The sequence below is a fragment of the Anoxybacteroides rupiense genome (assembly GCF_014196195.1).
Taxonomy (GTDB): domain Bacteria; phylum Bacillota; class Bacilli; order Bacillales; family Anoxybacillaceae; genus Anoxybacteroides; species Anoxybacteroides rupiense.
Genome location: NZ_JACIDF010000003.1, coordinates 200,654 through 224,587, shown reverse-complemented (window position 1 = coordinate 224,587; position 23,934 = coordinate 200,654). Strand labels below are relative to the sequence as shown.

The 23,934-nt window shown below is 42.5% G+C and carries 22 protein-coding genes and 1 riboswitch; of the genes, 1 reads left to right on the top strand and 21 read right to left on the bottom strand.

The annotated features are described in order from the left end of the window. Window positions 1-155: 155 nt before the first annotated feature. The 4 genes from gerE to GGQ95_RS07005 all read right to left on the bottom strand — a co-directional run bounded on the left by gerE (window position 156) and on the right by GGQ95_RS07005 (window position 3,951). The gene (gerE, locus tag GGQ95_RS07020; protein WP_044742964.1) at window positions 156-380 is read right to left on the bottom strand and encodes a spore germination transcription factor GerE; all 225 of its coding nucleotides are present in this window, start codon (window positions 378-380) and stop codon (window positions 156-158) included. Between the two features lie 408 nt (window positions 381-788). Beyond that, window positions 789-1,550, bottom strand: a complete 762-nt coding sequence (sdhB, locus tag GGQ95_RS07015) for a succinate dehydrogenase iron-sulfur subunit (RefSeq protein WP_066146305.1) — start codon at window positions 1,548-1,550, stop codon at window positions 789-791. Continuing rightward, window positions 1,547-3,307: a succinate dehydrogenase flavoprotein subunit gene (gene sdhA / locus GGQ95_RS07010; RefSeq protein WP_183186537.1), complete on the bottom strand. Its 1,761-nt coding sequence runs from the start codon at window positions 3,305-3,307 to the stop codon at window positions 1,547-1,549. Before sdhA ends, sdhB begins: the two co-directional genes overlap by 4 nt. Window positions 3,308-3,342: 35 nt before the next feature. Next, entirely contained in the window at window positions 3,343-3,951 is a 609-nt protein-coding gene (locus GGQ95_RS07005) for a succinate dehydrogenase cytochrome b558 subunit (protein ID WP_044742967.1), read from the bottom strand. A gap of 274 nt (window positions 3,952-4,225) precedes the next feature. On the opposite strand from GGQ95_RS07005, the gene GGQ95_RS07000 reads away from it, so the two are divergent. Beyond that, window positions 4,226-4,681: a YslB family protein gene (locus tag GGQ95_RS07000; RefSeq protein WP_044742968.1), complete on the top strand. Its 456-nt coding sequence runs from the start codon at window positions 4,226-4,228 to the stop codon at window positions 4,679-4,681. Between the two features lie 401 nt (window positions 4,682-5,082). Here the strand turns inward: GGQ95_RS07000 and GGQ95_RS06995 are convergent, their stop codons facing one another. The 17 genes from GGQ95_RS06995 to GGQ95_RS06915 all read right to left on the bottom strand — a co-directional run bounded on the left by GGQ95_RS06995 (window position 5,083) and on the right by GGQ95_RS06915 (window position 23,917). Beyond that, window positions 5,083-6,303: an aspartate kinase gene (locus GGQ95_RS06995; RefSeq protein WP_183186536.1), complete on the bottom strand. Its 1,221-nt coding sequence runs from the start codon at window positions 6,301-6,303 to the stop codon at window positions 5,083-5,085. Between the two features lie 132 nt (window positions 6,304-6,435). Next, window positions 6,436-6,614, bottom strand: a riboswitch (Lysine riboswitch). A 68-nt stretch (window positions 6,615-6,682) separates the two neighbouring features. Then, the gene (gene uvrC, locus GGQ95_RS06990; RefSeq protein ID WP_183186535.1) at window positions 6,683-8,455 is read right to left on the bottom strand and encodes an excinuclease ABC subunit UvrC; all 1,773 of its coding nucleotides are present in this window, start codon (window positions 8,453-8,455) and stop codon (window positions 6,683-6,685) included. A gap of 17 nt (window positions 8,456-8,472) precedes the next feature. Beyond that, a complete protein-coding gene (locus GGQ95_RS06985) occupies window positions 8,473-9,918 on the bottom strand; it encodes a nucleoporin-interacting protein (protein WP_183186534.1) in 1,446 nt (481 codons plus the stop codon). A 52-nt stretch (window positions 9,919-9,970) separates the two neighbouring features. Continuing rightward, the gene (locus GGQ95_RS06980; RefSeq protein ID WP_044742972.1) at window positions 9,971-10,894 is read right to left on the bottom strand and encodes an FTR1 family iron permease; all 924 of its coding nucleotides are present in this window, start codon (window positions 10,892-10,894) and stop codon (window positions 9,971-9,973) included. A gap of 23 nt (window positions 10,895-10,917) precedes the next feature. After that, window positions 10,918-11,679: a hypothetical protein gene (locus GGQ95_RS06975; RefSeq protein ID WP_066146312.1), complete on the bottom strand. Its 762-nt coding sequence runs from the start codon at window positions 11,677-11,679 to the stop codon at window positions 10,918-10,920. 430 nt (window positions 11,680-12,109) lie between these two features. Continuing rightward, window positions 12,110-12,871 (bottom strand): glycosyltransferase family 2 protein, encoded by a 762-nt coding sequence (locus GGQ95_RS06970; protein WP_080862101.1) that lies wholly within the window; start codon window positions 12,869-12,871, stop codon window positions 12,110-12,112. Continuing rightward, window positions 12,831-14,327, bottom strand: a complete 1,497-nt coding sequence (locus tag GGQ95_RS06965) for an alkaline phosphatase family protein (protein ID WP_183186533.1) — start codon at window positions 14,325-14,327, stop codon at window positions 12,831-12,833. The genes GGQ95_RS06970 and GGQ95_RS06965 overlap by 41 nt, the downstream gene beginning before the upstream one ends. Before the next feature lie 137 nt (window positions 14,328-14,464). After that, window positions 14,465-15,409, bottom strand: coding sequence for an NAD-dependent epimerase/dehydratase family protein (locus GGQ95_RS06960; RefSeq protein WP_183186532.1), 945 nt, complete (start codon window positions 15,407-15,409; stop codon window positions 14,465-14,467). A 248-nt stretch (window positions 15,410-15,657) separates the two neighbouring features. Beyond that, window positions 15,658-16,776, bottom strand: coding sequence for an FMNH2-dependent alkanesulfonate monooxygenase (ssuD, locus tag GGQ95_RS06955; RefSeq protein ID WP_183186531.1), 1,119 nt, complete (start codon window positions 16,774-16,776; stop codon window positions 15,658-15,660). Between the two features lie 28 nt (window positions 16,777-16,804). Continuing rightward, the gene (gene ssuE, locus GGQ95_RS06950) at window positions 16,805-17,338 is read right to left on the bottom strand and encodes an NADPH-dependent FMN reductase (RefSeq protein WP_159720233.1); all 534 of its coding nucleotides are present in this window, start codon (window positions 17,336-17,338) and stop codon (window positions 16,805-16,807) included. Between the two features lie 22 nt (window positions 17,339-17,360). Beyond that, entirely contained in the window at window positions 17,361-18,200 is an 840-nt protein-coding gene (locus GGQ95_RS06945) for an ABC transporter permease (protein ID WP_183186530.1), read from the bottom strand. Then, a complete protein-coding gene (locus GGQ95_RS06940) occupies window positions 18,193-19,170 on the bottom strand; it encodes an aliphatic sulfonate ABC transporter substrate-binding protein (protein ID WP_376768707.1) in 978 nt (325 codons plus the stop codon). Before GGQ95_RS06940 ends, GGQ95_RS06945 begins: the two co-directional genes overlap by 8 nt. Window positions 19,171-19,240: 70 nt before the next feature. Next, complete coding sequence (locus tag GGQ95_RS06935) at window positions 19,241-19,984, bottom strand: ABC transporter ATP-binding protein (RefSeq protein WP_066146337.1); 744 nt, start codon at window positions 19,982-19,984, stop codon at window positions 19,241-19,243. Window positions 19,985-20,474: 490 nt separating this feature from the next. Beyond that, on the bottom strand, window positions 20,475-20,789 hold the full coding sequence (gene trxA, locus GGQ95_RS06930) for a thioredoxin (RefSeq protein WP_044742977.1): 315 nt from the start codon (window positions 20,787-20,789) through the stop codon (window positions 20,475-20,477). Window positions 20,790-21,010: 221 nt separating this feature from the next. Further along, window positions 21,011-21,988 carry an electron transfer flavoprotein subunit alpha/FixB family protein gene (locus GGQ95_RS06925; RefSeq protein WP_066146340.1) on the bottom strand — a complete coding sequence of 326 codons (978 nt, stop codon included), beginning with the start codon at window positions 21,986-21,988 and terminating at the stop codon, window positions 21,011-21,013. Window positions 21,989-22,290: 302 nt separating this feature from the next. After that, the gene (locus GGQ95_RS06920) at window positions 22,291-23,064 is read right to left on the bottom strand and encodes an electron transfer flavoprotein subunit beta/FixA family protein (RefSeq protein WP_066146343.1); all 774 of its coding nucleotides are present in this window, start codon (window positions 23,062-23,064) and stop codon (window positions 22,291-22,293) included. A 79-nt stretch (window positions 23,065-23,143) separates the two neighbouring features. After that, window positions 23,144-23,917: an enoyl-CoA hydratase gene (locus GGQ95_RS06915; RefSeq protein WP_183186528.1), complete on the bottom strand. Its 774-nt coding sequence runs from the start codon at window positions 23,915-23,917 to the stop codon at window positions 23,144-23,146. Window positions 23,918-23,934: the final 17 nt, after the last annotated feature.

Below are 23,934 nucleotides of genomic sequence, written 5' to 3'. Positions count from 1 at the left end.
TAAGATTTATGCACATTTATATTGTTCATATTTCTTGATAAAATTGCAAGCAAAACAAGCCATATACATTTTACTACACTTTTCCGTATAATCAATAAAAAATTTGCCAACAATAATAAACCGGCTCCCTCGTTGCTAAGGGTAGCCGGTGTTACCTATAGTTCAAGTTCTCCCATTCTAAGCAACTCAATCACCGCTTGGGAGCGCCCCTTTACCCCAAGCTTTTGCATGGCGTTTGAGATATGGTTGCGAACCGTTTTTTCGCTAATAAACAGCTCACTAGCAATCTCTTTTGTTGTTTTATCTTGAACTAATAATTCAAATACTTCTCTTTCTCTTTTCGTAAGCAATGGCTTTGAGTGAAATGATTTGTCCTTCAATTAAGATAACCCTCCTTGCTTTAGCCAGACCTGAACTACCGGATGGGTATTTATTCACCATATAGTATGTGGAATAACGGGTGACGGTGACAAAAATTCACATTACTTCTAGAAAAATAGGTATTTATAGAAAATGCGATGAAACAGCAGCCTGTATGGACATCATTTGATGCGTCAACATCCCTCTAAATGAGCGAGTGCTGAGCTGATTTCGATGATTGAGCAAGCGAACAATACCGCTTATTAACAAATAGATGTGTCCTATTATTCGGTACTTGGCCATATGTTGACGTAACCTAAGCAATTGACAAGTATCTTCAAACCGTTTATAGAATCTGCTTTTTCTTTCAATCTCTTTTTTCTCAAAAAAAATCCTCTTCATGGAAAACTCCATGAAGAGGATTTTTATTACACTTCGTCGCTTCCGAAAAAGCTGCGAAACGCTTGAACAGTTGTAGCGCGGTTTAACGCTGCAATGGAGGTGGTGAGCGGAATGCCTTTCGGGCAAGACTGCACGCAGTTTTGCGAGTTACCGCAGTTCGCTAGCCCTCCATCCCCCATAATGGCTTTAAGACGTTCCTCTTTATGCATGGCACCAGTTGGATGAGCGTTAAATAAACGCACTTGTGAAAGGGGTGCAGGACCGATAAAGTTTGATTTGCTGTTCACATTCGGGCAAGCTTCCAAGCACACGCCGCAAGTCATGCATTTAGAAAGCTCATATGCCCATTGACGTTTTCGTTCTGGCATGCGCGGACCAGCACCTAAATCATAGGTTCCATCAATCGGAATCCATGCTTTTACCTTTTTCAAGGAATCAAACATCCGGCTGCGATCGACTTGCAAGTCGCGCACAACCGGGAATGTACGCATCGGTTCTAAACGGATTGGCTGCTCCAGCTTATCGATAAGAGCTGTACAGGATTGGCGCGGCTTTCCGTTAATGACCATGGAGCAAGCTCCGCACACTTCTTCTAAACAGTTCATATCCCATGTGACTGGAGTTGTTTTTTCTCCCTTAGCATTTACCGGATTGCGGCGAATTTCCATGAGAGCGGAAATAACGTTCATATTGGGACGGTATGGAATCTCAAATTCCTCTTCGTATGGCGCAGAATCCGGACGATCTTGTCGCGTTACAATGAGACGAATCGTTTTTTTCTCGCTCATGATTTCACATCCTCTTTCTTTTTCGAATAGTCACGTTTACGAGGCTTAATTAGTGATGTATCCACATCTTCATAATGGAACGCTGGACCATCTGGAGTAAAGCGAGCCATTGTTGTTTTTAGCCACTCTTCATCATTGCGCTCTGGAAACTCCGGTTTGTAATGAGCGCCGCGGCTTTCGTTTCGATTGTATGCACCAAGTGTAATCACACGAGCTAATTGAAGCATGTTATGAAGCTGGCGAGTAAATGAAGCCGCCTGATTACTCCATTTAGCTGTATCGCTAATATTAATATTTTTATAACGCTCCATAAGCTCTTGAATTTTTTCATCCGTTCTTAAAAGTTTATCGTTATACCGAACAATCGTCACATTATCGGTCATCCATTCGCCAAGCTCTTTATGAAGCACATAAGCATTTTCTGTTCCATTCATCGATAAAATATTGTTCCAACGTTCTTCTTCTTGTTTTGCATATCGCTCATATAAAGAAGAAGGAAGCGCATCAGATGACTTGTCCAATCCCTTAATATATTCAACGGCCTTCGGACCTGCAACCATTCCGCCATAAATCGCCGATAAGAGCGAGTTAGCTCCCAAGCGGTTAGCGCCATGCATAGAATAGTCGCACTCTCCAGCAGCAAACAATCCTTTAATATTCGTCATTTGATCATAGTCAACCCATAATCCCCCCATGGAGTAGTGCACAGCTGGGAAGATTTTCATCGGCACCTTACGCGGATCTTCTCCCATGAATTTCTCATAAATCTCAATAATGCCACCTAATTTAATATCGAGCTCCTTAGGATCTTTATGAGAAAGATCGAGGTACACCATATTTTCGCCGTTGATGCCAAGCTTCAAATCAACACAAACATGGAATATTTCACGAGTCGCAATATCACGCGGAACTAGATTTCCGTATGCTGGATATTTTTCCTCTAAGAAATACCATGGTTTACCATCTTTATATGTCCAGACTCGACCGCCTTCACCGCGCGCCGATTCACTCATAAGCCGTAATTTATCATCACCCGGGATCGCCGTTGGATGGATTTGAATAAATTCTCCATTCGCATAATAGGCACCTTGCTGGTAAACAATCGATGCAGCTGAACCTGTATTAATAATCGAGTTGGTGGATTTTCCGAAAATGATGCCTGGGCCACCCGTTGCCATAATCACAGCATCAGCAGCAAATGATTGGATTTCCATCGTCGTTAAGTTTTGCGCAACAATCCCACGGCAAATTTGCTCATCATCTAGTACCGCACCAAGGAACTCCCAGCCTTCATACTTCGTAACCAAGCCAGCGACTTCATGGCGGCGCACTTGCTCATCAAGCGCATAAAGCAGCTGCTGACCCGTTGTCGCCCCCGCAAATGCAGTACGGTGATGCTGCGTTCCACCAAAGCGCCGGAAATCTAGCAATCCCTCAGGTGTACGGTTAAACATAACACCCATACGATCTAATAAATAAATAATGCCTGGTGCTGCTTCACACATTGCTTTGACTGGTGGTTGGTTTGCCAAAAAGTCACCACCATATACCGTATCGTCGAAGTGTTCCCACGGGGAATCTCCTTCACCCTTTGTATTCACCGCACCGTTAATCCCACCTTGAGCACAAACAGAGTGAGACCGCTTTACTGGCACAAGCGAAAACAATTCCACTGGCACACCCGCTTCTGCGATTTTAATGGTGGCCATTAGTCCGGCTAAACCGCCGCCAACTACTATGATTTTTCCTTTTTTCATCGTTACTCACTCCCTAAAAAATTGCTAGTCGTGGATTAAGCGAATGCTAAAATGGCACGAATGCCAACGATTGAAAGCGCTACAAAGATGATCATCGTCACGTAAGTAAAAATTTGCTGTGAACGAGGAGTAACTGTTAATCCCCAGCTTACACAGAAAGACCATAGCCCATTCGAAAAATGGAACACCGTTGACAAAATACCGACAATATAAAAAGCAAGCATAAAAGGATTGTCAACAATGTTGGCCATCATGTCGTAGTTCACATCAGCTCCAAAAGCAGCTTGTACACGTGTTTGCCATACGTGCCACGTGACAAAAATGAGCGTAATGATTCCTGTCAGCCGTTGAAGCATGAACATCCAATTTCGGAAATATCCAAATCTGCCCACATTGTTTTGAGCGGTAAAAGCGATATAAAGTCCATAAATAGCATGAAACAGCAAAGGCAAAAAAATGATAAATATTTCTAAAAAATAGCGGAACGGTAAATGTTCCATAAATGATGCTGCCCGGTTAAATGATTCTGGACCTTTAGTCGCAAAGTGGTTCACTACTAAATGCTGGACTAGGAAAATTCCAACCGGAATAACCCCTAGTAATGAATGGAGTCGGCGGTAAAAAAATTCTCGATTTCCTGCCATATAGTATACCCCCTTTTTAAATAGTGATAATAAAAGATTTATGCACTCCCCATCCACACTAACTAAATGATTAATAGAACTGTAAATGCTTCCATTTCCATTAATCACGCGTCACATCCATTGTACTCCCACAATGTAGTAGCGTCAAGAAAACGAGTTCATAAAATGTTCAATCGTTTGAAAATTAAAACAATATTTGTGCAAAAATCGAAAGAAAAATACTGATTTCTTCTCATTGTTCGGCTATAATGTTTGATAGAAAGAGGGGAATTATGTGAAAACACATTCATTTCAGGAACACTATGAAGCATTACAGCACGTTGAAATTCCTTTATTTGGATATCATCTAATTCGAGAAGTCCTTCTTCCCGATTTGCTTGGCAAAGAAACCGACAGCATTTTATATTGGGCGGGAAAGCATTTAGCGCGCTGCTACCCCTTAGAAACATTCGATGACATCATTTTATTTTTTGAAAAAGCAGGATGGGGTACGCTCGCTGTCATCAAAGAACGCCAAGATGAATTAGAAATCGAGCTGACAGGGCCCGCGGTATCCGCTCGGATCGCCATGAATGCTCACTGTTCATTTCAGCTTGAGGCCGGCTTTCTCGCACAGCAGATTGAACAGCAAAAACGCTTCGTCTCGGAAGCATATGAGCAGCAAAAAAAGCGTGATCAAAAAGTGACTTTTACTGTGAAATGGGACCGTAAACACGAAATTGCTGAATAGACAGATTTTCTGCACCTTTTCAATTGTATTAGCCTATCGATGCACGACAAGAACAAAGGCAAGTATACGTATTTGCTTGCCTTAGACTGTTAACAAACGCTTCATCCTGCGTCACGGGCCTCATTCGTCGCTCATGAACGTTTGGGTTCGCTTCGCGTCTTCACTCGGCTGGCGTTTCTTGTCTGCCAAGCGCCTTCAAGCCAGTTTGATGTAGAACTACCACTATGATAGAAGAATCGTATAAAATGGTGGTAGACAAAGTCGATTTTGACTTTGTCTACCACTTGAGGCAAGCAAGCATTTGCTTGCTTTTTTAGTCAAAACAGTCGGCACAGCACGATTGAATGCACCTTCGCTCTCAAAACGCTTGCCATGATTTCGAGCAGTACGGTCTTGTCTGGTTATGAACGCACGGCGGCTTTTTCATCCAATTGAAACGCCGTATGCAACGCTTCTACTGCTGCAACCATATTTTCTTGAGACACGACGGTTGAAATTTTGATTTCGGACGTGCTGACCATTTTTATTTCAATCCCTTTATCCGCTAACACTTGAAACATTTGTGCAGCTACACCTGGATTAGAGATCATTCCTGAGCCGACAATCGATACTTTGGCCAGTTGGCTTTCATATTCTATCTTTGCTCCCTTGAATGATTCCAACACTTGCAAAGTCTCAAGCAAATCCTCTGTGCGAATGGAAAACGACACAGCTGCTGCTCCGCTATTAGTTGTGTTTTGAATAATAATATCGACATTAATCCCGCGATTCGCTAACGCTGTAAAAACGGTTGGCAACATAGGCAACTCGTGCGGGAGCCCTTGGACCGTCACTTTTGTTACTTGATCTTCAAAAGCAATCCCTCTGACAATTAAATGCTGTTCCATTGAAACATCCTCCTTTACCGTTGTTCCGCTCTCTTCCTCCATACTCGAACGAACTTCCAGCAATACTTGATAATTTTTAGCAAACTCTACAGCCCGCGGATGAAGCACTCCTGCTCCAAGATTGGCCAGCTCTAGCATCTCATCATAGGAAATTTCCTCTAGCTTTTTCGCTGCTTTTACATAGCGCGGATCGGTAGTAAACACTCCTGTCACATCTGTATAAATATCGCACTTATCCGCTTGTAGAGCGGCCGCTAAAGCTACAGCTGTCGTGTCAGAACCGCCGCGACCAAGAGTCGTGATATCTCCCTTTTCCGTCACTCCTTGAAAACCAGCCACAATGACGATTTGTCCTGCTTGCAAATATTGATGAATTCTCGTTGTGTCGATATCTATAATGCGAGCATTGCCATGAACAGTCTCTGTCTTGATTCCAGCTTGCCAGCCCGTTAAAGAAACAGCTGCATACCCCTTTTCTTGCAAAGCCATCGCTAATAGGGCAATACTCACTTGCTCCCCTGTCGAAAGAAGCATATCCAGCTCCCGCTTGCTAGGTTGGGACGTTAGCTGTTTGGCTAAATCCACAAGCTGATTCGTCGTCTTTCCCATCGCTGAAACGACAACGACCACTTGATGTCCTTTTTGCACCTCGCTCATTACTCGATCAGCGACATGCTGAATACGTTCAATAGATCCTACAGACGTTCCGCCAAATTTTTGCACAATCATTCCCATTTTTCTCATCCCTTGTTCTTAAAATGTTGATTTCAGCATCCATACCGGTATAGAAACAAATAAAAAACAGCAATGAGAGGCTTCTCATTGCTGTGCATAACGAAATAAGAAAAGAAACGAATTCGCTCCACACAGTGAGATAGCTCTCCAAGATGGGTCATCTTGACAGTCCTACATTTCTTAAACGCAGGACCAGCAGGAAAAGCAATGAGACTTCCCCCACTTCGGCGAGCCTCCCCTTTCGGCATTTTTCTTTGGAACCCATTTTCCTCCAAATGCCTACTCTTGAAGTTCGCACCTCTATCTTCACTTCTGTGCTTAGAAGTGTATAAATATGCAATTAAGGTGATTGTATCAGCTTTTTCTCCAATTGACAATACTATTCTCGCAGCTTTTCATAAATTTTTTCAGCAACTGCGCGAGGAATCGCCGCTTTTTGCAGCTCCTCAATCGTCGCTTCTTTTATATTTTTTAAAGAGCCAAAATGCTTAAGAAGCGCTTTTTTTCGCTTTTCTCCAACTCCCGGAATGTGGTCAAGCGCGGACTGAAATAACGATTTTCCTCGCGTCTGGCGATGGAACGTAATAGCAAAACGATGGACTTCATCCTGAATGCGCTGCAGCAAATAAAATTCTTGGCTGTTTCGCGACAATGGCACGATTTGTGGTGGATCTCCCATGATTAATTCCGATGTGCGATGCTTGTCGTCTTTTACAAGACCGGCAAGCGGAATTTCCAAGCCCAACTCATTTTCTAACACATCGCGAACAGCCGCCAGATGTCCCTTTCCTCCATCAATTAAAATCAAATCCGGAAGAGGAAGGCGTTCCTTTAAAGCACGGCTATATCGCCGCCGTACAACCTCGCGCATTGATTCATAATCATCTGGCCCCTTCACAGTTTTAATTTTATATTTGCGATATTCTTTTTTCTCAGGCTTGCCGTCGATAAACACCACCATCGCCGAAACCGGATCAGCCCCATGGATATTAGAATTATCAAACGCTTCGATTCGATGCGGTGTTGGAATGTTCAACGCAACTCCTAAGTTTTCAACCGCTTTAACCGTTCGTTCTTCATCGCGTTCAATAAGATAAAACTTCTCTTTTAAAGCGATCGCTGCATTTTTACTCGCAAGATCGACCAGCTCTTTTTTCTTTCCTCTTTTCGGCTGAATAACAGGCACCTGGAGCAACTGCTCAGCCAAGCTTCCGTCAACCTCAAGCGGCAGGATTACTTCTTTTGGCTTAAAATGATTCTCCTTGGAGTAAAATTGTCCTAAAAATGTGAGCAGCTCTTCATCGGGATCTTGATGCAGCGGAAAGATCGAAACATCTCGCTCGATTAGCTTTCCTTGACGAATAAAAAAGACTTGGACGCACATCCATCCTTTGTCATAGGAGTAGCCGAACACATCTCTGTTAACAAAATCCTTCATCGTCATTTTCTGTTTTTCCATCATCGCTTCAATATGCGCAATTTGATCACGGTATTCTTTAGCTCGTTCAAATTCAAGGGCTTCTGCTGCTTTGTTCATTTTTTCAACCAATTCTTTTTTTATGTCTTGGTGTCCCCCGTTTAAAAAACGGACAATCTGTTCCACTATTTCTTTATTTTGTTGTTCCGAAACCGAATAGATACACGGAGCGAGACATTGTCCCATATGATAATAAAGACAGGCGCGGTTCGGCAGGGACGCGCACTTGCGAAGCGGATACATGCGATCGAGCAATTTTTTAGTCTCATTTGCAGCCTGCACGTTCGGATACGGTCCAAAATATTTGCCGCGATCTTTTTTTACCTTTCTTGTAATAATGAGACGTGGATGCTCCTCAGCTGTAATTTTAATAAATGGATAGCTTTTATCATCTTTGAGCATGATATTATATTTTGGATCGTATTTTTTGATTAAATTCATTTCTAAAATAAGCGCTTCAATATTTGATGAGGTCACAATATATTCAAAATCCGCTATTTCATTCACAAGGCGCAGCGTCTTTCCATCATGCGTTCCAGTAAAATAAGAACGAACACGGTTTTTTAATACTTTCGCTTTTCCTACATAAATCACTGTGCCATTTTTATCTTTCATTAAATAGCAGCCGGGCTGCTCTGGCAAAACCGATAGCTTCTCTTTTAAGTGATCATGCATCATAATCACTCCAATGCTTAGTCTTTCCATTCATAAAGTGTAATTTTGCCGTATACCGGATCCGCCAGCTTACTTGAATCATACGTTTTGATTTTCCGCAAATGTCCGGTCAGCGATACACCTTGTGACTGGAATCCCTTCACTACATGATCCGTTATATAAATTTTAGCATGTGGATAGTTCGTTTGATGTTGTAAAAAAAATGAAAAATGCAAGGCTTGTTCATACGGAAAGGTAACACGAAGGTATTCGAGCACCCTCGCTTCTTCCCATGTGTACAAAACAAACCGTTCCTTCCTCTGTTGTAAATCATATGCTAATTGATAGGTGGCTGGCAAGTGTAAGGCTTGCTCACGCAAGTTCCATGTGCCAACAACAAGCTGGATCACAAGAACAGCGAGAGCAAACAGCTTCTTATACGCCGGCATCCCTCTGTCCAAAAAACGAAGCCATCCATAAAAAAGAAAAAAGTGAACAATGGGAAGAGCATGGCGCGGCTTCTCAATATTTTGAGCAAACAAAGCCCAAATCCCATACATAAAAATGCAAATAAGCAGCCAGCGCGGAAAAGAGAAGCGTCGGACAGAGTAAAACGCCCAAACGAATAACGCGATATATATTGTCAACAAGACGAAAGTACGACTAGAGAGACCAATCCAAACCATATTATGAAATAAAAAATAGCTTGTTCGCTCCCAAAGCGACTGCTGATCCGTTGCGGCCGTTCCTCCCCATTCCTGAAAATGCCCATTCGTAAACGAAAAAGCCAGTTTAATAAAGCTCATCAAGCCTCCTTCTGTCATAGCAACCCCTATGATCCAAATGGATTGAAAAATGGCGGCAAAACAAATAAAGAGCAATAAACGGGAGATTCTTCGATATTTTCGCCAATCTTCATACCATACAAAAGCGAAAGCAAGGGCAAAAGGAGCGTATGAAAGCCGGATGCCTAACAGCAAACTAAATACAAACAAAGACAATAGTTGAGCGTGCCAAGAAAGCCTAGTTTTGGCCCGCTCAATCGCCCATAGATACCACCATAAAACCGCTAATGCCGCTCCGTCCGACATCGGCTGAAGACAAATCAATACGACATAGCTAGCTGATTGCACTAGCACTGTAACAATCCATGCTTTTTCTTTTGAACTATATTGTGTTGCCAGCAAAAAAATAGGCACTGAAGCTGACGCGAGCATCATCACATTAAAAACGGATAAAGCTTTTGCCGGATTAGCGACAAACGAATGAACGAGCATTCCTCCCAAAACAAAATAAGGATAGCCAGGAAAATGAGGTTGCATCGCTAATAAATCATAGCGGTCTAAAGCAAAGGCAAAATCCACTTGGTCCCACGATGCAGCATATGGACTTGCATAGTAGATTTCAATTCCAAACAGCAAAACCAGTGCTAAAAAACCAAAATATGACATATATCGATGATTTCCCAGAAAATATTTTTTCATCTCATTCACCTTCACAAATGAAAAAGTACAAGACCTTTATGTCCTGTACTTTTTACATAATTTGCTTCGTTTTGGGTTCAAGCGTTTGCGAATCAGCGCTTGTTGGTTCCCCCTTTTTTGCGTGTCGACTATTAATGAGCAAAGAAATGACGACAAAATAACCAATATAAGCAACGATTTCTTCAAGAGAAGGCATCGCTGAATAGCCAAATAACGCTTTTAAAAAGACGCCGATGTTCCCTGAAAGCAGCGGATGCACCCCGTGATCACGAATATAGTGCTCATAATCAATAGGATGTTCAGGCAGCAGCCATGTTAAATCATATACATGAGGCATCACGCTACCAATAATATTTAAATCTTGCAGCATTGAAATCGCTTGAACGAGCAGACCGGCTGCAATCAATAGAATAAAAGCTCCTGTGACTTTAAAAAAGGTTTTGAGCGGAATGCGCATCGTTCCTTTAAAGAAGAAATAGCTTACTAGCGCAGCAAGCAGCACACCAGTAATGGCTCCCCAGCCTTGCATAGCGGCACTGATATTTCCTCCTGTGATGGCTGCAAAGAAAAAGACCGTTTCAACCCCCTCACGGAGCACCACTAAAAACGAATGGATCACCATCCCAATGACATTTCCTGTAGTAATAAAGCGATCCATCTTTCCTTCCATATTTCTTTTCATGTCGCGGCTATGCTCAGCCATCCAAAACACCATTTGTGTCAATAAGATGGTCGAAACAAGCATAATCGAAACTTTTAAATACATTTCGCTGCCCATTGCCGCAAACCCGGTAAAAACGACCTGAAAAAGAAGAGCCACTCCAGCGCTTGCCAGCACCGCCAAGCCGGCCCCCAGCCATACATATTTCGTATATTTCGTATGATTCACTCTCTTTAAATAAGAGGTAATAATTCCGACGATAAGCAGGGCCTCTAATACTTCACGAAACGTAATTAACAGCGCTTGAACCTCCATCAGCAGCTCTCCTTTCTAAACGGTCAGTTTCGTTTCCGGCGCACGGCATAGATGACAACCGCAACAATAGCCGCCACTAATACAAGAAGCGGAAGCCAGTTTTTTACCTTCGATAAATCTGTCCATTCGTTTTGACTTGATGCCGTTTCCTTTTTTTCAGTGGCGTTCTCTGAAAAATGCCCAACTTTTAAGCTTTTCAATGCAAACTGCTTTTGCAGCGAGCTCAAAATCGTTTGTTCGCTTTTTTTAAATTGCTCAACATTCGATTGTTTTTGACCGACGCCAAACAATCCCGGATTTCCTAATGATTGCAGCGCTTTATTAAACTCGTCCCGCAACCGTTGATCAAGCTCAGCGTCTTGCGATTGAACAGCGGGAGAAAGGGCTTCATATGTAGCAAACGCTTTCGCTAATAATCGTTTACTTGTTTCGTACTGGTCAAAATTCTCCTCAATATTTTCAAGACGGCGGGCAATATTTAAAACAAGAACTTTCTTCATATCTTTTATAGTCGCTTCTTTATCTTTTTTCTTAATATCAGCCAGCACCGTTTCCACTGGCTCCTCCCCCATATGCATCTCAATTTCTTCCTTCACCGTTTCAAAAATCGTTTTGGCTTCAGAAAAGTTTGGCGGCTCCTGATTCAGCTTTTCAGCCATTTGTTTATAAGCCTCTGCTATTTTTTCTTGATTTGGATCACCGTATGAATAAGCCAAAACATGGTTCGGAATGTAATTGAGAATGAATATCAATAACAAACAAAAAAATAAGCGCATCGCCTTCATCCAATGATCTCCTCCCACATATTCAATGATAATGATTATCACGATTCCTGTCAATCATGCACTGTATGCATTCATGCAATTTGATATTGATAGGTTTACCTCGATATAAAGCTTAGAGCTTTTTCCACCGTCGGGCATCCGAACAACAATGCTTGGCCAACCCACGAATAGGTCTTGCTGTTCCAATCTTCATCACGCGAATGCGTGACAAAAAGGCAAGCCTGTGGACCTGCCTTCCTACCATGGAGCTCGTTCAATCTTTCAGCTGCATTTTAGATAGACGACAGAGCCCATCACCCGCTTTTCGGCAGCCGACCATGCCGCGTTTGTCATACGGAGCTGCGATTGAGAGAAATCTATCTTATTACTGAAAAGAGCGAAGCCTCCCTTTCTTAGAAAAGCGCGTTTATCCATTCCGCGCTCTGTCCCGCTAGGAGCATTGCTTTTTAACCATATCGGGCAATCGATGGGCTGTAAAGTCGATGTCGACTTTTTTTACAGGGCGCTTCATTTCTTTCCATATTGCCGGAAAAACCGCTGACATATAGGCCCAAAACTTAATAAACGAACGGCCCGTTGTCCTTGCTTTATAACGGATGGGCACTTCTTTCATCCGAAACCCTTTGCGAACTAAATGAAGGGTCAATACTTGGGCATAATTATAGTCATGAATAATATGCGCATGCTCCATTGCTTGACGCGAAAAAGCGCGCATACCCGACTGGCCGTCATAAATCCATGTTCGTAGGAGCAAAGATTGCAGACATGTGAAAAAATAATTGCCGATGCGGCGATGCCATTTCATTCCGCGAATTTCACCAAGAAAACGCGATCCCATCGTATAATCTGCCTCCCCTTTAAAAATAGGAGCCAGTAATTCCGGAATTTGCTCCGCTGGATACTCGTTATCCGCATCAATCATTACGCTAATATCAGCACCAAGGCGCAGGCATTCTTGCAATCCTTTTCTGACGGCCGCGCCAAGCCCGCAATTGCGCCCCATTTTGTATATATAGTCCGCTCCTGCTTCTTTAGCCACCGCTACTGTTTGATCGGTTGACCCATCATCAATCACTAATACGCTCACTTCTACAAGCGGATGGAAATGACGTGGTACTTTTTGTATCACCTCAGCAATAGCAGCTTCCTCATTATGCGCCGGTAGAAATACGATTACTTTCTGCTTTTTCATGATTTCCCTTCTTTCGTATCGCTTCAATCAGAACAGGTCCACGGCTATGGCTCGGATAGGGTGCTCCCAATAAATAAGCGATCGTTGGGGCAAGCGACACAAGACTATGCTTTTCTTCTACTTGTTTTCCGCTTTCTATAGTTGGTCCATACATAAAAAAAGGAACATATCGTTCACCTTCATCAAGATGACCATGTCCCCCAATTCCGTCTGATTGACCGTGGTCAGAGCAAATAATGAATGTGGCGTTTTGTAATTTTCCCTCTTTTTCGAGCCATTCGACATATTCTTGAATCAGAGCATCGGCCTCGGCGATTTTTTGAGCATATTCATCGTAAAATACACCGCGGCTGTGCCCTGTTTGATCTGTTGCAATCAACTGAATAATTAATAAATCAGGGTCTTGCTCCTTCATGATGAACTTGGCGCGTTCTATAATGTTTCGATCCGCAACATCATTCTTCATCACCGCGGTTACCGTTTCAACATCGGCGCCAAACGAATCCACAAGATGGGCAATTCCTAACAATCGGCCTTTTTTGCCAACTTTTCTAAGCGAATCAAAAATGCTTTCTACTTTTATGCCCAGCTTCCATACCATATTTGATTGAATGCCATGCTCAAATGGATATGTGCCCGTAAACATGGAAGTAAAACAAACGACCGTACGAGCTGGATAAACAGTCTCCATTTGCTTAAACTCCGTTCCGTTCTTGCGCAATGCTTTTAAAAATGGCGCTTCGGCTTGCTCAAAGCGGTCTTTCCGCATTCCGTCAATGACGATCACAATTACTTTTTCATTGAGTGCACGCTTCGGTTCTTCTACATTATTCGTGTAGGTAGGAATTACTTTCGGCTTCCAATCAAATAAATATTTATGGAGAATAAAAGAAAATAAAAAAACAAAAGCGTAATAAAGCCCGAGAACTTCATATGAAATCATTTTCCAATCCATGCTGATCTGCTCATAGCTGTATTGCCAAAGGGACAATAGCAATAAAAATTTCGGAAGCTGTTCTTGGGCATTACCGCTCGTCGAATCACTATTTTTTAATACAAGCTTCCAAAATCGAGTAAAATTCCACCAGGTTGTACCAATTCGCAAATGATAATAGAGCGTTCCCCAAAAAAAGACGGTAAAAAAGAAGTAGAGCCCGACAGCTAACAATAATAGCTTCACATCGGTAAATGGCCACACAAGCAAAAACACGATGTATGGAATCCATAAATAATTCCGCAAAAATAACGGATAATCATATCGGTAATACATCACAAAAAGCGGAAGCACAAGCAGCAAACCAAGCAAAAGCGGCTTTATATGCTCCCCTTGTCCGATATCCATACTATGATAAAGCAGCATTGTACCAATGACAAAAATAGGGGTAAATGGCTTTCCTTCATTTAATAAATTCCAACAACGGGCTGCAATTTTTTCAAACTTCGAGGCTTTTTTCATTTGAGTCCCCTCCCCTTCCATCAACAAATGCATCTGGTTCATCGCCTTCGGAAATAGTAAACATATCATAGCGCCATTCTTATAATCACAAACATAAGTATAAATCCTATCGTTCGTATGACCCATATATCTTGTATTTACGCCTCATATTCTCTCGCCCACTCAATCGTTTTTTCCAATCCTTTTTCAAATGGAATCGTTGGTCGATAATCGAAAGCCTGCTGCGCTTTTGTAATATCGGCCCATGTTTCTTTCACATCCCCCTTTCGTTCTGATGCATAGTTTACTCTCATTTTTGGAAAATAAATCCGCAGCTTCTTTAACAATTGCTCCATTGTAATCGGCCGTCCCGAACCTAAATTAAACGCATCGTTTGGTCCGTTGCGCCGCAAAGCTAAAACCATCCCGTCGACAATGTCATCAATAAAAGTATAATCGCGCGCCGTCCTCGTTCCATACACCACAATTTCTTCCCCGCGAGAAAGCAGATGAATAAATCGGCTGATCGCCATATCCGGCCGTCCCCAAGGACCATAGACTGTAAAATAACGAAAAATGGTAAGCCGATAGCCAAATAAATGAGCATAAGCATGACAAAATGATTCTGCGCCATATTTTGCAGCAGCATAGGGAGAAATAACGTTTCCTGTCGCCATCTCTTCCTTGAGTGGTACTCTCTCTTGATTACCGTATACTGAGGAAGAAGAAGCGAACAAAACATGCTTGGCCCCTGAGCGTCCTGAAGCAGTCAAAACATTAATCGTCGCTTTAATATCATAATCAACATAATCAAGCGGCTGTAGCAAAGACTTTGGAACGCCAGGCAAAGCCGCTAAATGATAAACACAATCGGGTTGATATTGCTTAAAAATGGATTCAGTCCGTTTCTCGTCAAGCAAATCTACGTCATATAGATGCACATCGTATCCGCTTGTCAAAACCTGAAATTGCCTCCGCTTTCGTTCTGGAGAATAATAAGGATGGAAATTATCAATCACCGCAACACGATGTCCGAGAGAAAGGAGTTTTTTTACGAGGTGACTGCCAATAAAGCCAGCTCCTCCTGTTACTAAAACATTCAATGACTTCACCCCACTACACTTTTCCCCATTCATCGTACCACAACAAGAAAGCAAAGACACGATATTCCGTTTCTAACAGCAAAAGCGTCCTTATCTCCAAACAGATTGTGATTCAAAAATGAAGCTTCATTGCAAATCGATTATAGAGAGAATAATAATCAATGTCAATAATCACCATCACATCTCTTAGATTGATTTTATCCAAACAGAAAAGAGCCTGTTGATAAAAAGCAGGCTCCTTTTCCTATTTAAACTTTAATAAAGGATGGGAAAAATTCGTTTCCAATCACTTCTCCTTGAACGACTGCTTGTTTTTGTTTACTGTGATGGAGTGGTAAAAGAGGAAATAGTAATTCCGCTACGCGATAGGCCTCCTCAAGATGAGGATAACCTGATAGAATGAAATGTTTAATCCCTAATTGATGGTATTCTAATAAACGATTGGCTACCGTTTGCGGATCCCCTACTAAAGCTGTTCCCGCCCCGCCTCTTACAAGACCAATTCCAGCCCATAAATTCGGGCTAATTTCCAACGACTCTCTCCGGCCGTTATGCAGCTGCTTCATTCTTTGCTGACCGATCGAATCATAGCGAGAAAATACCCGCTGTGCTTCTTGAATGGTTTTTTCATCTACATATTGAATCAAGCGATCCGCTGCTTCCCACGCCTCTTTTTCCGTTTCACGCACAATGACATGAAGGCGAATGCCAAATTCGATATTTCTTCCGTGCTGTTCCGCTAATTTTTTCACACTCGCAATTTTCTGTTCCACTTGTTTCGGCGGTTCCCCCCATGTCAAATAGACATCACTATGTTTGGCAGCTACACGCTGGCCGGCTGATGACGAACCTCCGAAATAAATCGGCGGATGAGGTTTATTTACAGGCGGAAACAGCAGTTTTGCTCCCTCTACCTTCAAATGATTTCCTGAAAATGTTACCTCTTCTCCGCTTAACAGCTGGCGCCAAATCGTTAAAAATTCATCTGTCGCCTCATATCGCTCATCATGGCTTAAAAATACTCCATCCTCTACCGGATCTCCTCCAGCTACCACATTAATCAGCAAGCGCCCTTCAGACAAACGATCAAGCGTGGAGGCCATTCTTGCAGCAAGAGTAGGTGTCATTAAGCCTGGCCGAACGGCTACAAGAAATCGAAGCTGCCGAGTTTCCGCTGCCAATGCTGCAGCAAGTAGCCATGGATCTTCGCATGACTTTCCCGTCGGAATCAATACCCCCTTATAACCAAGGCGATCCGCTGCTTGAGCAATTTGCCGAAAGTACGTATATTCTGCTTCACGCCCACCTTTAGTCGTTCCAAGATAGCGACCATCCCCATGAGAAGGAATAAACCATAATAGTTCCACTCTTTTTCCCCCTTTTCCCATTTAAAAGTTAAACCGATGCTTTTTCTATGGAGATTGAGCGAATCAGATCCTCTAGCCGCTGCTTTGCGTCTCCTTGAAAGGTGATTTCTCCTCTTTCATCCTTCTCAATCGCCTGATCTAATATAAAGACTCCATGCAAAATCTCCCGCGCCCCTAAAATAGAGAAAATCGGCTTTAAGGAATATTCAATCGATAACAAATGAGCGATTGTTCCTCCCGTAACCACCGGGGCAATGATTTTGTTTGCAAAAGCCTTCTCTGGTAATAAGTCGAGAAACGCTTTTAAAATTCCTGTATAGCTCCCTTTGTAGACAGGGCTTAAGACAATGACGGCGTCAGCTCCTTCAATTAGTTCGTGTGTATGTCTTATCGCTTCACTAGTAAATTTAGCGTGTAATAAATCCTCTGCCGGCAAATCGCGAACGTGAATGCATTGAGCATCGTGATTGCGTTCTTGGAGTTGTTTTTGCAAATAATTCGCCACTTTGGCCGTTTTTGATTGCTTGGATGGACTTCCTGAAATTAAGATAATGGTTGCCATTTGATCTTCCTCCTTGTTCGTTTTACATCGTTCCTTTATACGTATCCTGCCAACGAAGCAGCCATTTTTCCAACAGTCGTACAAACGAATCGGTTACTTTTCCACCGAGTGCGAATAAGATAATCCCTACAAATACAATATCTGTATTGCTAAATTGTCTTGCATCCATCATCATATAGCCAATTCCTTCCGTTGACCCCATCAGCTCTGCAACCACAAGGCTAAGCCATGCTGCCCCTAAAGATAAGCGAATTCCTAGCAAAACATTAGGAAGAGCAGAAGGAAAAATAAGCAGCTTAATTTTTTGCCACGTATTAAAGTGAAAAATACGTGCCACATCAAACAATTTGGCATCGACTCCCCGTATGCCGAGAAAAGTATTTACATAAATAGGGAAAAATGCTCCTTTAGCAATAAGCAGGACCTTGGAGGCTTCACCAAACCCCAACCATAAAATAAACAAGGGAGCTACCGCCAAATGCGGAATCGTACGCAGCATTTGCAGCGTTGGATCAAGCACCTCTTCTGTTCTTGTTGAAAAGCCAACAGCAATTCCCGCGATTAGTCCTGCGGCTGCTCCAATTAAAAACCCGGAGAGTGCGCGAATGGTGCTAATTTTCAAGTGCATGACTAGCTCCCCAGAGAGGATGAGCTTGTAGGTTGCTGTTGCGATATCGAACGGGGTTGGCAAGACCGTTTTAGAAACCTCTCCAAATTGTCCAAACAGTTGCCAAATAATGAGAATGACTAGCGGAATGAGGAGCGGTGATATCCATTTTCGCGCTTCTACCTTTTGAAACGGGATTTTGCTCCAAGCTCTCCTCTTCAACGGAGGATTGGCCACAATCGTCGTTTTATTCATTCTGTTTCTCACCTTCTTTCTTTAATTCTTGTAATGCCTTGTTAATATAGCGATTATCAACAACCTTGCTTACATCAATTTTTTTTTTGATAATCTTTTGTTCATATTGAAAATCTGCAGTTTGTTGCTGTGTCTGAATAATATTCTCCGTAATCGGTTCGTTGAGTGGCGGATTGTTCTGCAATGCTCGTATCACGACTTGTTTATCCAATTTCTTAGCTTTGGCATAAAGATCAACAGCTTCTTCAAAATGTTCGTTTTGCCAGCGGCGGACTTGCTCATATACTTTTAAAAATTTGACTGTTAAATCCGGATTTTTTTCAATAAACTTCGTACGCGCTATAACAAAACCCGGAGAGTATGCATGCAAATCTTCGCCATCTGCAATCACTCTTGCTTGTTTTTTAATCACTTCATATGAAATAAATGGTTCCCAAATAGCCCAAGCATCTACCTTTTTTGTTTCAAAGGCGGCCTGTGCTTCATCTGGCTGCAGCTGAATCATTTCAATGTCAGATGCCTTTAAGCCTGCATATTCAAGCGCTTTATATAAAAAATTGAAACCGCTACTTCCTTTAGCCACTGCGATTTTTTTCCCTTTTAAATCTTTTAAATCATGAATGTTGCTGTCCTTGGGAACAAGGATCGCATCTCCCTTTTCTCCATTTGATCCTTTACTAATTTCCTTAAAATCAATTCCAGCTGCTTGAGCAGAAATAACTGGAGAATTTCCAACAGCTCCAAAGTCGAGATTATTGGATGCCATCGCTTCAAAATGAGGGGGGCCGCTTTGAAATTCAATCCATTGCACCTTCACACCGTCTTTGGCAAATTCTTTTTCAAACCATCCCTTTTCCTTTGCTAGCAATAGCGGTCCTAAACTTTGCTGAATGCCGATGCGAATCGTTTTCGTTTTAGATTCCCCAGCGCTCTTAACCTCTTGCTTTGAGCATCCTGTACTTGCAACCATGAATGCTAATAGTACTAGAAAAAGATGGATTTTTTTCATATCGCATCAGCTCCTTCTCCCGTTAACATCTCTAGCTTTTTATAAAAAGAGAGGCTTCGTTTTTTTCGAATTCTTCTAAAACCTTTTGTCTCATCTCCTGAAAAGAAGCATGCGCTCGCTGGCGCGGAAATGGCAAATGGACAGGAATCGTTTTACTGATCCTCCCTGGCTTTGCATTCATAATAACTAATTTCGTCCCAAGGTAAACGGCTTCATCTAAGTCATGAGTGACTAAAATCATCGTAATTTGCTTGCTTTTCCATATTTCAAAGAGGACATCCTGCAAATGCTTCCGCGTAAACGCATCAAGAGCGCTAAAAGGTTCATCCAGCAATAAAACTTTAGGCTCGCGCAACAGCGCTCTGGCAATGGCAACTCTTTGTGCCATTCCCCCAGACAATTCCTTTGGATAAGCTTTTTCGAATCCTTTTAATCTTACAATGTCCACTAATTCATCTATCTTTTGGCGAATCTGACGATCTTTTAATGGTAAATTCAGTGCTATATTTTCCTCTACTGTAAACCAAGGGAATAGGCGATGTTCTTGAAAGATAAATCCTCTCTCCGTCTCTTGATCATTGAACTTAACTGTTCCTTTGTAATCTTCATCAAGACCCGCTATGATCTTTAAGAGCGTGCTTTTCCCGCAACCGCTTGGACCAATGATCGTAACAAATTCTCCTTCTTCAATATCTAACTGAATATTTTGCAGCACAGGTACTGTGGCTACTCCATTTTGAAAGGATTTATCTGTTATCCAGACTTGAATGCTCACCAGCCTCACTTCCTTCTTTTATGTAATGATATAATAAAAAGTCAGGCATGCAGTCTTGAATATACATCGCACCTCCTTTTAATTCATATTATCCCGATGAATTAACTATGATTTTTTTTTACTAAAAAAGCTTTTGATGATCTACATCAAAAGCCTTCGGTCTATCCGATCAGCCACTCTCTATTCCTAGTTAATACATCGGATTTGTTGGTTAAGATTATAAGCGATAACATATTCTCTCGTCAATCCTTTTTTTACATTTTTATGTAGATACTTGTGATGTGAAATTTCATTGATTCACTTATGGTCCCTGTGCTGTATACATATGATGAATGGAACGGTATGTGTCAACCTTCACAGCCGGAAGCTCAAACTTACAGCAAATAGTCCTTTTCGCCACGCATGACCCGAACATTAACCTGTCCATGGCATCTATATAGTCAAAAAAGAGACTCAGCCAAGCGAGTCTCTTTTTAAAGCATGTTTGCTATTACAGATGCTTTTCTAATAGTTGGGCAAGCGCTTCCTTCGGTTGGAAACCAACTGTTTTATCGACAACATCGCCATCCTTGAATACCAACAAAGTCGGGATGCTCATTACACCATATTTAGATGCAGTTTCTTGATTTTCATCAACATTTACTTTAACAATTTTTACTTTATCGCCCAAGTCTTCAGCTAATTCTTCTAATACTGGCGCAATCATGCGGCAAGGTCCGCACCATGGAGCCCAGAAGTCCACTAATGTAACCCCTGTGCTTGTTTCAGTTGTAAATGTTTGATCAGTCGCATTGACAATCGCCATTATTTCATTCCTCCTACTTTCATAATAAATGTGAATGTTGCGCGACGAAACTCGGCGTTTTTTCTCATCCAATCGCTTTTCAGCTACACATCTGTAAGAAGTATATCACTTTATAACAGAAGGTGCTAACTTTTTGCTTCAGTTCTAATATTTGCTTTCAGCCAATAATTATAACAAAAAAACGAGCAAAGCCGATAGAACTTTGCCCGTTTTCTTAAAACTTAGGAGTGAACTTTTAGCTTTTTGAATTCCTCTGTCAGCAACGGCACCACTTCAAATAAATCCCCTACGATTCCATAATCGGCTACCTTAAAGATATTGGCTTCTGGATCTTTGTTAATCGCAACAATCACTTTTGAATTGGACATGCCAGCTAAGTGCTGAATCGCCCCTGAAATTCCGCAAGCAATATATAAATCTGGAGTGACTACTTTACCGGTCTGCCCGATTTGTAAGGAATAATCACAATATCCGGCATCGCATGCTCCCCGCGAGGCTCCCACAGCTCCTCCAAGAACATCAGCTAATTCTTGAAGCGGCTTAAATCCTTCCGCACTTTTCACTCCGCGTCCGCCAGCCACAATGACCTTCGCTTCTGATAAGTCAACGCCTTTCGCTGTTTTGCGCACAACCTCTTTCACAATTGTTCGCAAGTCTTTAATGTCAACAGACAGGCTCTCTACATTGCCAGAGCGAGCATCGTCGCGAGAAAGGGCTGAAATATTGTTTGGACGAATCGTCACAAAGATGTGGCCATCTGTCACTGTCTTCTTTTCAAAGGCTTTTCCGGAGTAGATAGGACGCGTAAATAGGAGCTCTCCATCTTTTTCTTCAATAGCAACAACATCTGAAATTAATCCAGCATTCAGCTTAGTTGCTAATTTTGGCGATAAGTCCTTTCCAAGAGCAGTGTGCCCAAATACAATTCCTTCTGGCTTTTCGGCATCAATCGCTGCCATTAGTGCTTGACCATATCCATCTGGTGTGTACGTTTTTAATTGATCGCTTTCCACGACAACCACACGATCGGCGCCGTAAGCAATCAGTTCATTGGCATAAGCTTGGACGCTTTCTCCTGCTAATACAGCGACAACCTCTCCGCCTTGGGCAATCGTTTTAGCTGCCGCAATGGCCTCAAATGATACATTTCTTAATGATCCGTCACGAATTTCCGCTAATGCTAATACTTTTCGAGTCATATTGGATCCCCCCGTATGTGAAAAATAGGCTGTTTTGCTATGCCATTCGGTTTTGTTCAAAGTGATCTCCCCACCACCTACGCTTCGCTTAGAGGAGGGGGCTTCAAGCGACTTGTGCGTGTTCGCTGAACGGTAAGCCACACACAAGAACCCTTTCGCTTCCCTTCGTTCCGAAGGAGTCCGTTCGAACGATAGAGCATCCTATCCGTTGGCGATTGCCAATCGAAATTCATCTCCCCACCTACTCGCTGGCCTGTCGCCCTTCACGTTCCTTGAAGATGGAGACTTCTTTTGGAAAGCGGTTAAATTACTTTCGCTTCTGTGCGCAAAAGCGTTACAAGCTCCTTCACTTGCTCCTCTAATTCTCCTTGAAGAATTTTCCCCGCTTCTTTTTTCGGCGGCAAGAAAATTTCCACTGTTTTTGTTTTTGGCTCTACATCCTCTTCTTCGAGATCAAGATCATCTAATTCTAATTCATCAAGCGGTTTCTTTTTCGCTTTCATGATTCCCGGCAACGAAGGATAGCGAGGCTCGTTAAGCCCTTGTTGTGCTGTCACTAATAATGGAAGCGAGGCTTCGATGACTTCCTCATCGCCTTCTACATCGCGGACAACCGTCGCTTTTCCACCGTCGATCTCAAGCTTTGTAATGGTGGTTACATAAGGAATGCCAAGCATTTCTGCTACGCGCGGACCTACTTGCCCTGATCCTCCGTCAATGGCAACATTGCCCGCGAGAATCAAATCCGGCTGCTTATCTTTTAAAAATTCCGCAATAATTTTCGCGGTTGTATATTGATCGCTTTCTTCAACATCGTCTTCTGTATTGATCAAGACCGCTTTATCGCATCCCATAGCAAGAGCGGTTCGCAATTCTTTTTCAGCTTCTTCATTGCCGACCGCCACGACAGTAATCTCTCCTCCAAACTTATCGCGCACTTGGATCGCTTCCTCAATCGCATATTCATCATATGGATTGATGATGAATTCTGCTCCATCTTCATTGACTTGGCCATTTTGAATGACAATTTTTTCTTCTGTATCAAATGTGCGTTTCATTAAAACAAAAATATTCATGGAAAGCCCTCCCTGTGTGTTTATCAAACATTTGTTCACTTTTAAATATTCTGTAAATTAAAGGCAATAAAGAGCGTTTTCACTTTCCTTGGAATTGCGGCGGGCGCTTTTCAATGAACGCTTGCACACCTTCTTTTCCATCTTCGGATACAAATACCTTGCCGAACAGCTCCGCTTCAAGCTGTACTGCTTCATGAAAAGGCTGCGATTTTGCCGCATTAAGCAGTTCAAGCGTCGCGCTTATCGATACAGGGCTCTTTTGTGCGATTTTATTGGCTAATGCCAACGCTTCCTGCAGCAGCTGTTCTTCTGGTACAGCTTTATTCGCTAATCCCCACTGAACAGCTTCCACTCCCGTGATCGGTTCAGCCGTCCACATCATTTCAGCCGCCTTTCCAATCCCTACATAGCGTGTTAAGCGCTGTGTTCCTGCAAATCCCGGAATAAGACCAAGCTGGAGCTCTGGCAATCCAAGCTTTGCATTTTCAGCCACAATGCGAATATGGCAACCCATCGCCAGTTCCAATCCGCCACCAAGAGCGGCACCATGAATAGCGGCAATAACTGGCTTTGGAAACTGTTCAAGCTTCTCCATTACCTGCTGTCCGGCACGCGCCAACTCCGTTGCCTGCTCCCTTGCACCAATGGTTGTAAATTCTTTAATATCAGCACCAGCTGAAAAAAATCTACCTTCTCCGTGAAGTAAAATGACACGAACGCGTTCATCGTCCTTCAACTGATCCAGCAGTTTTGAAAGCTCTTTCAAAACGGCGGACGACAATGCGTTCGCAGGAGGACGAGAAAAAGTGACAGTTGCAACTAATTCCTCCATATTGACCTTCAAAAACTCCATATTTTCCTCTCCCCTTT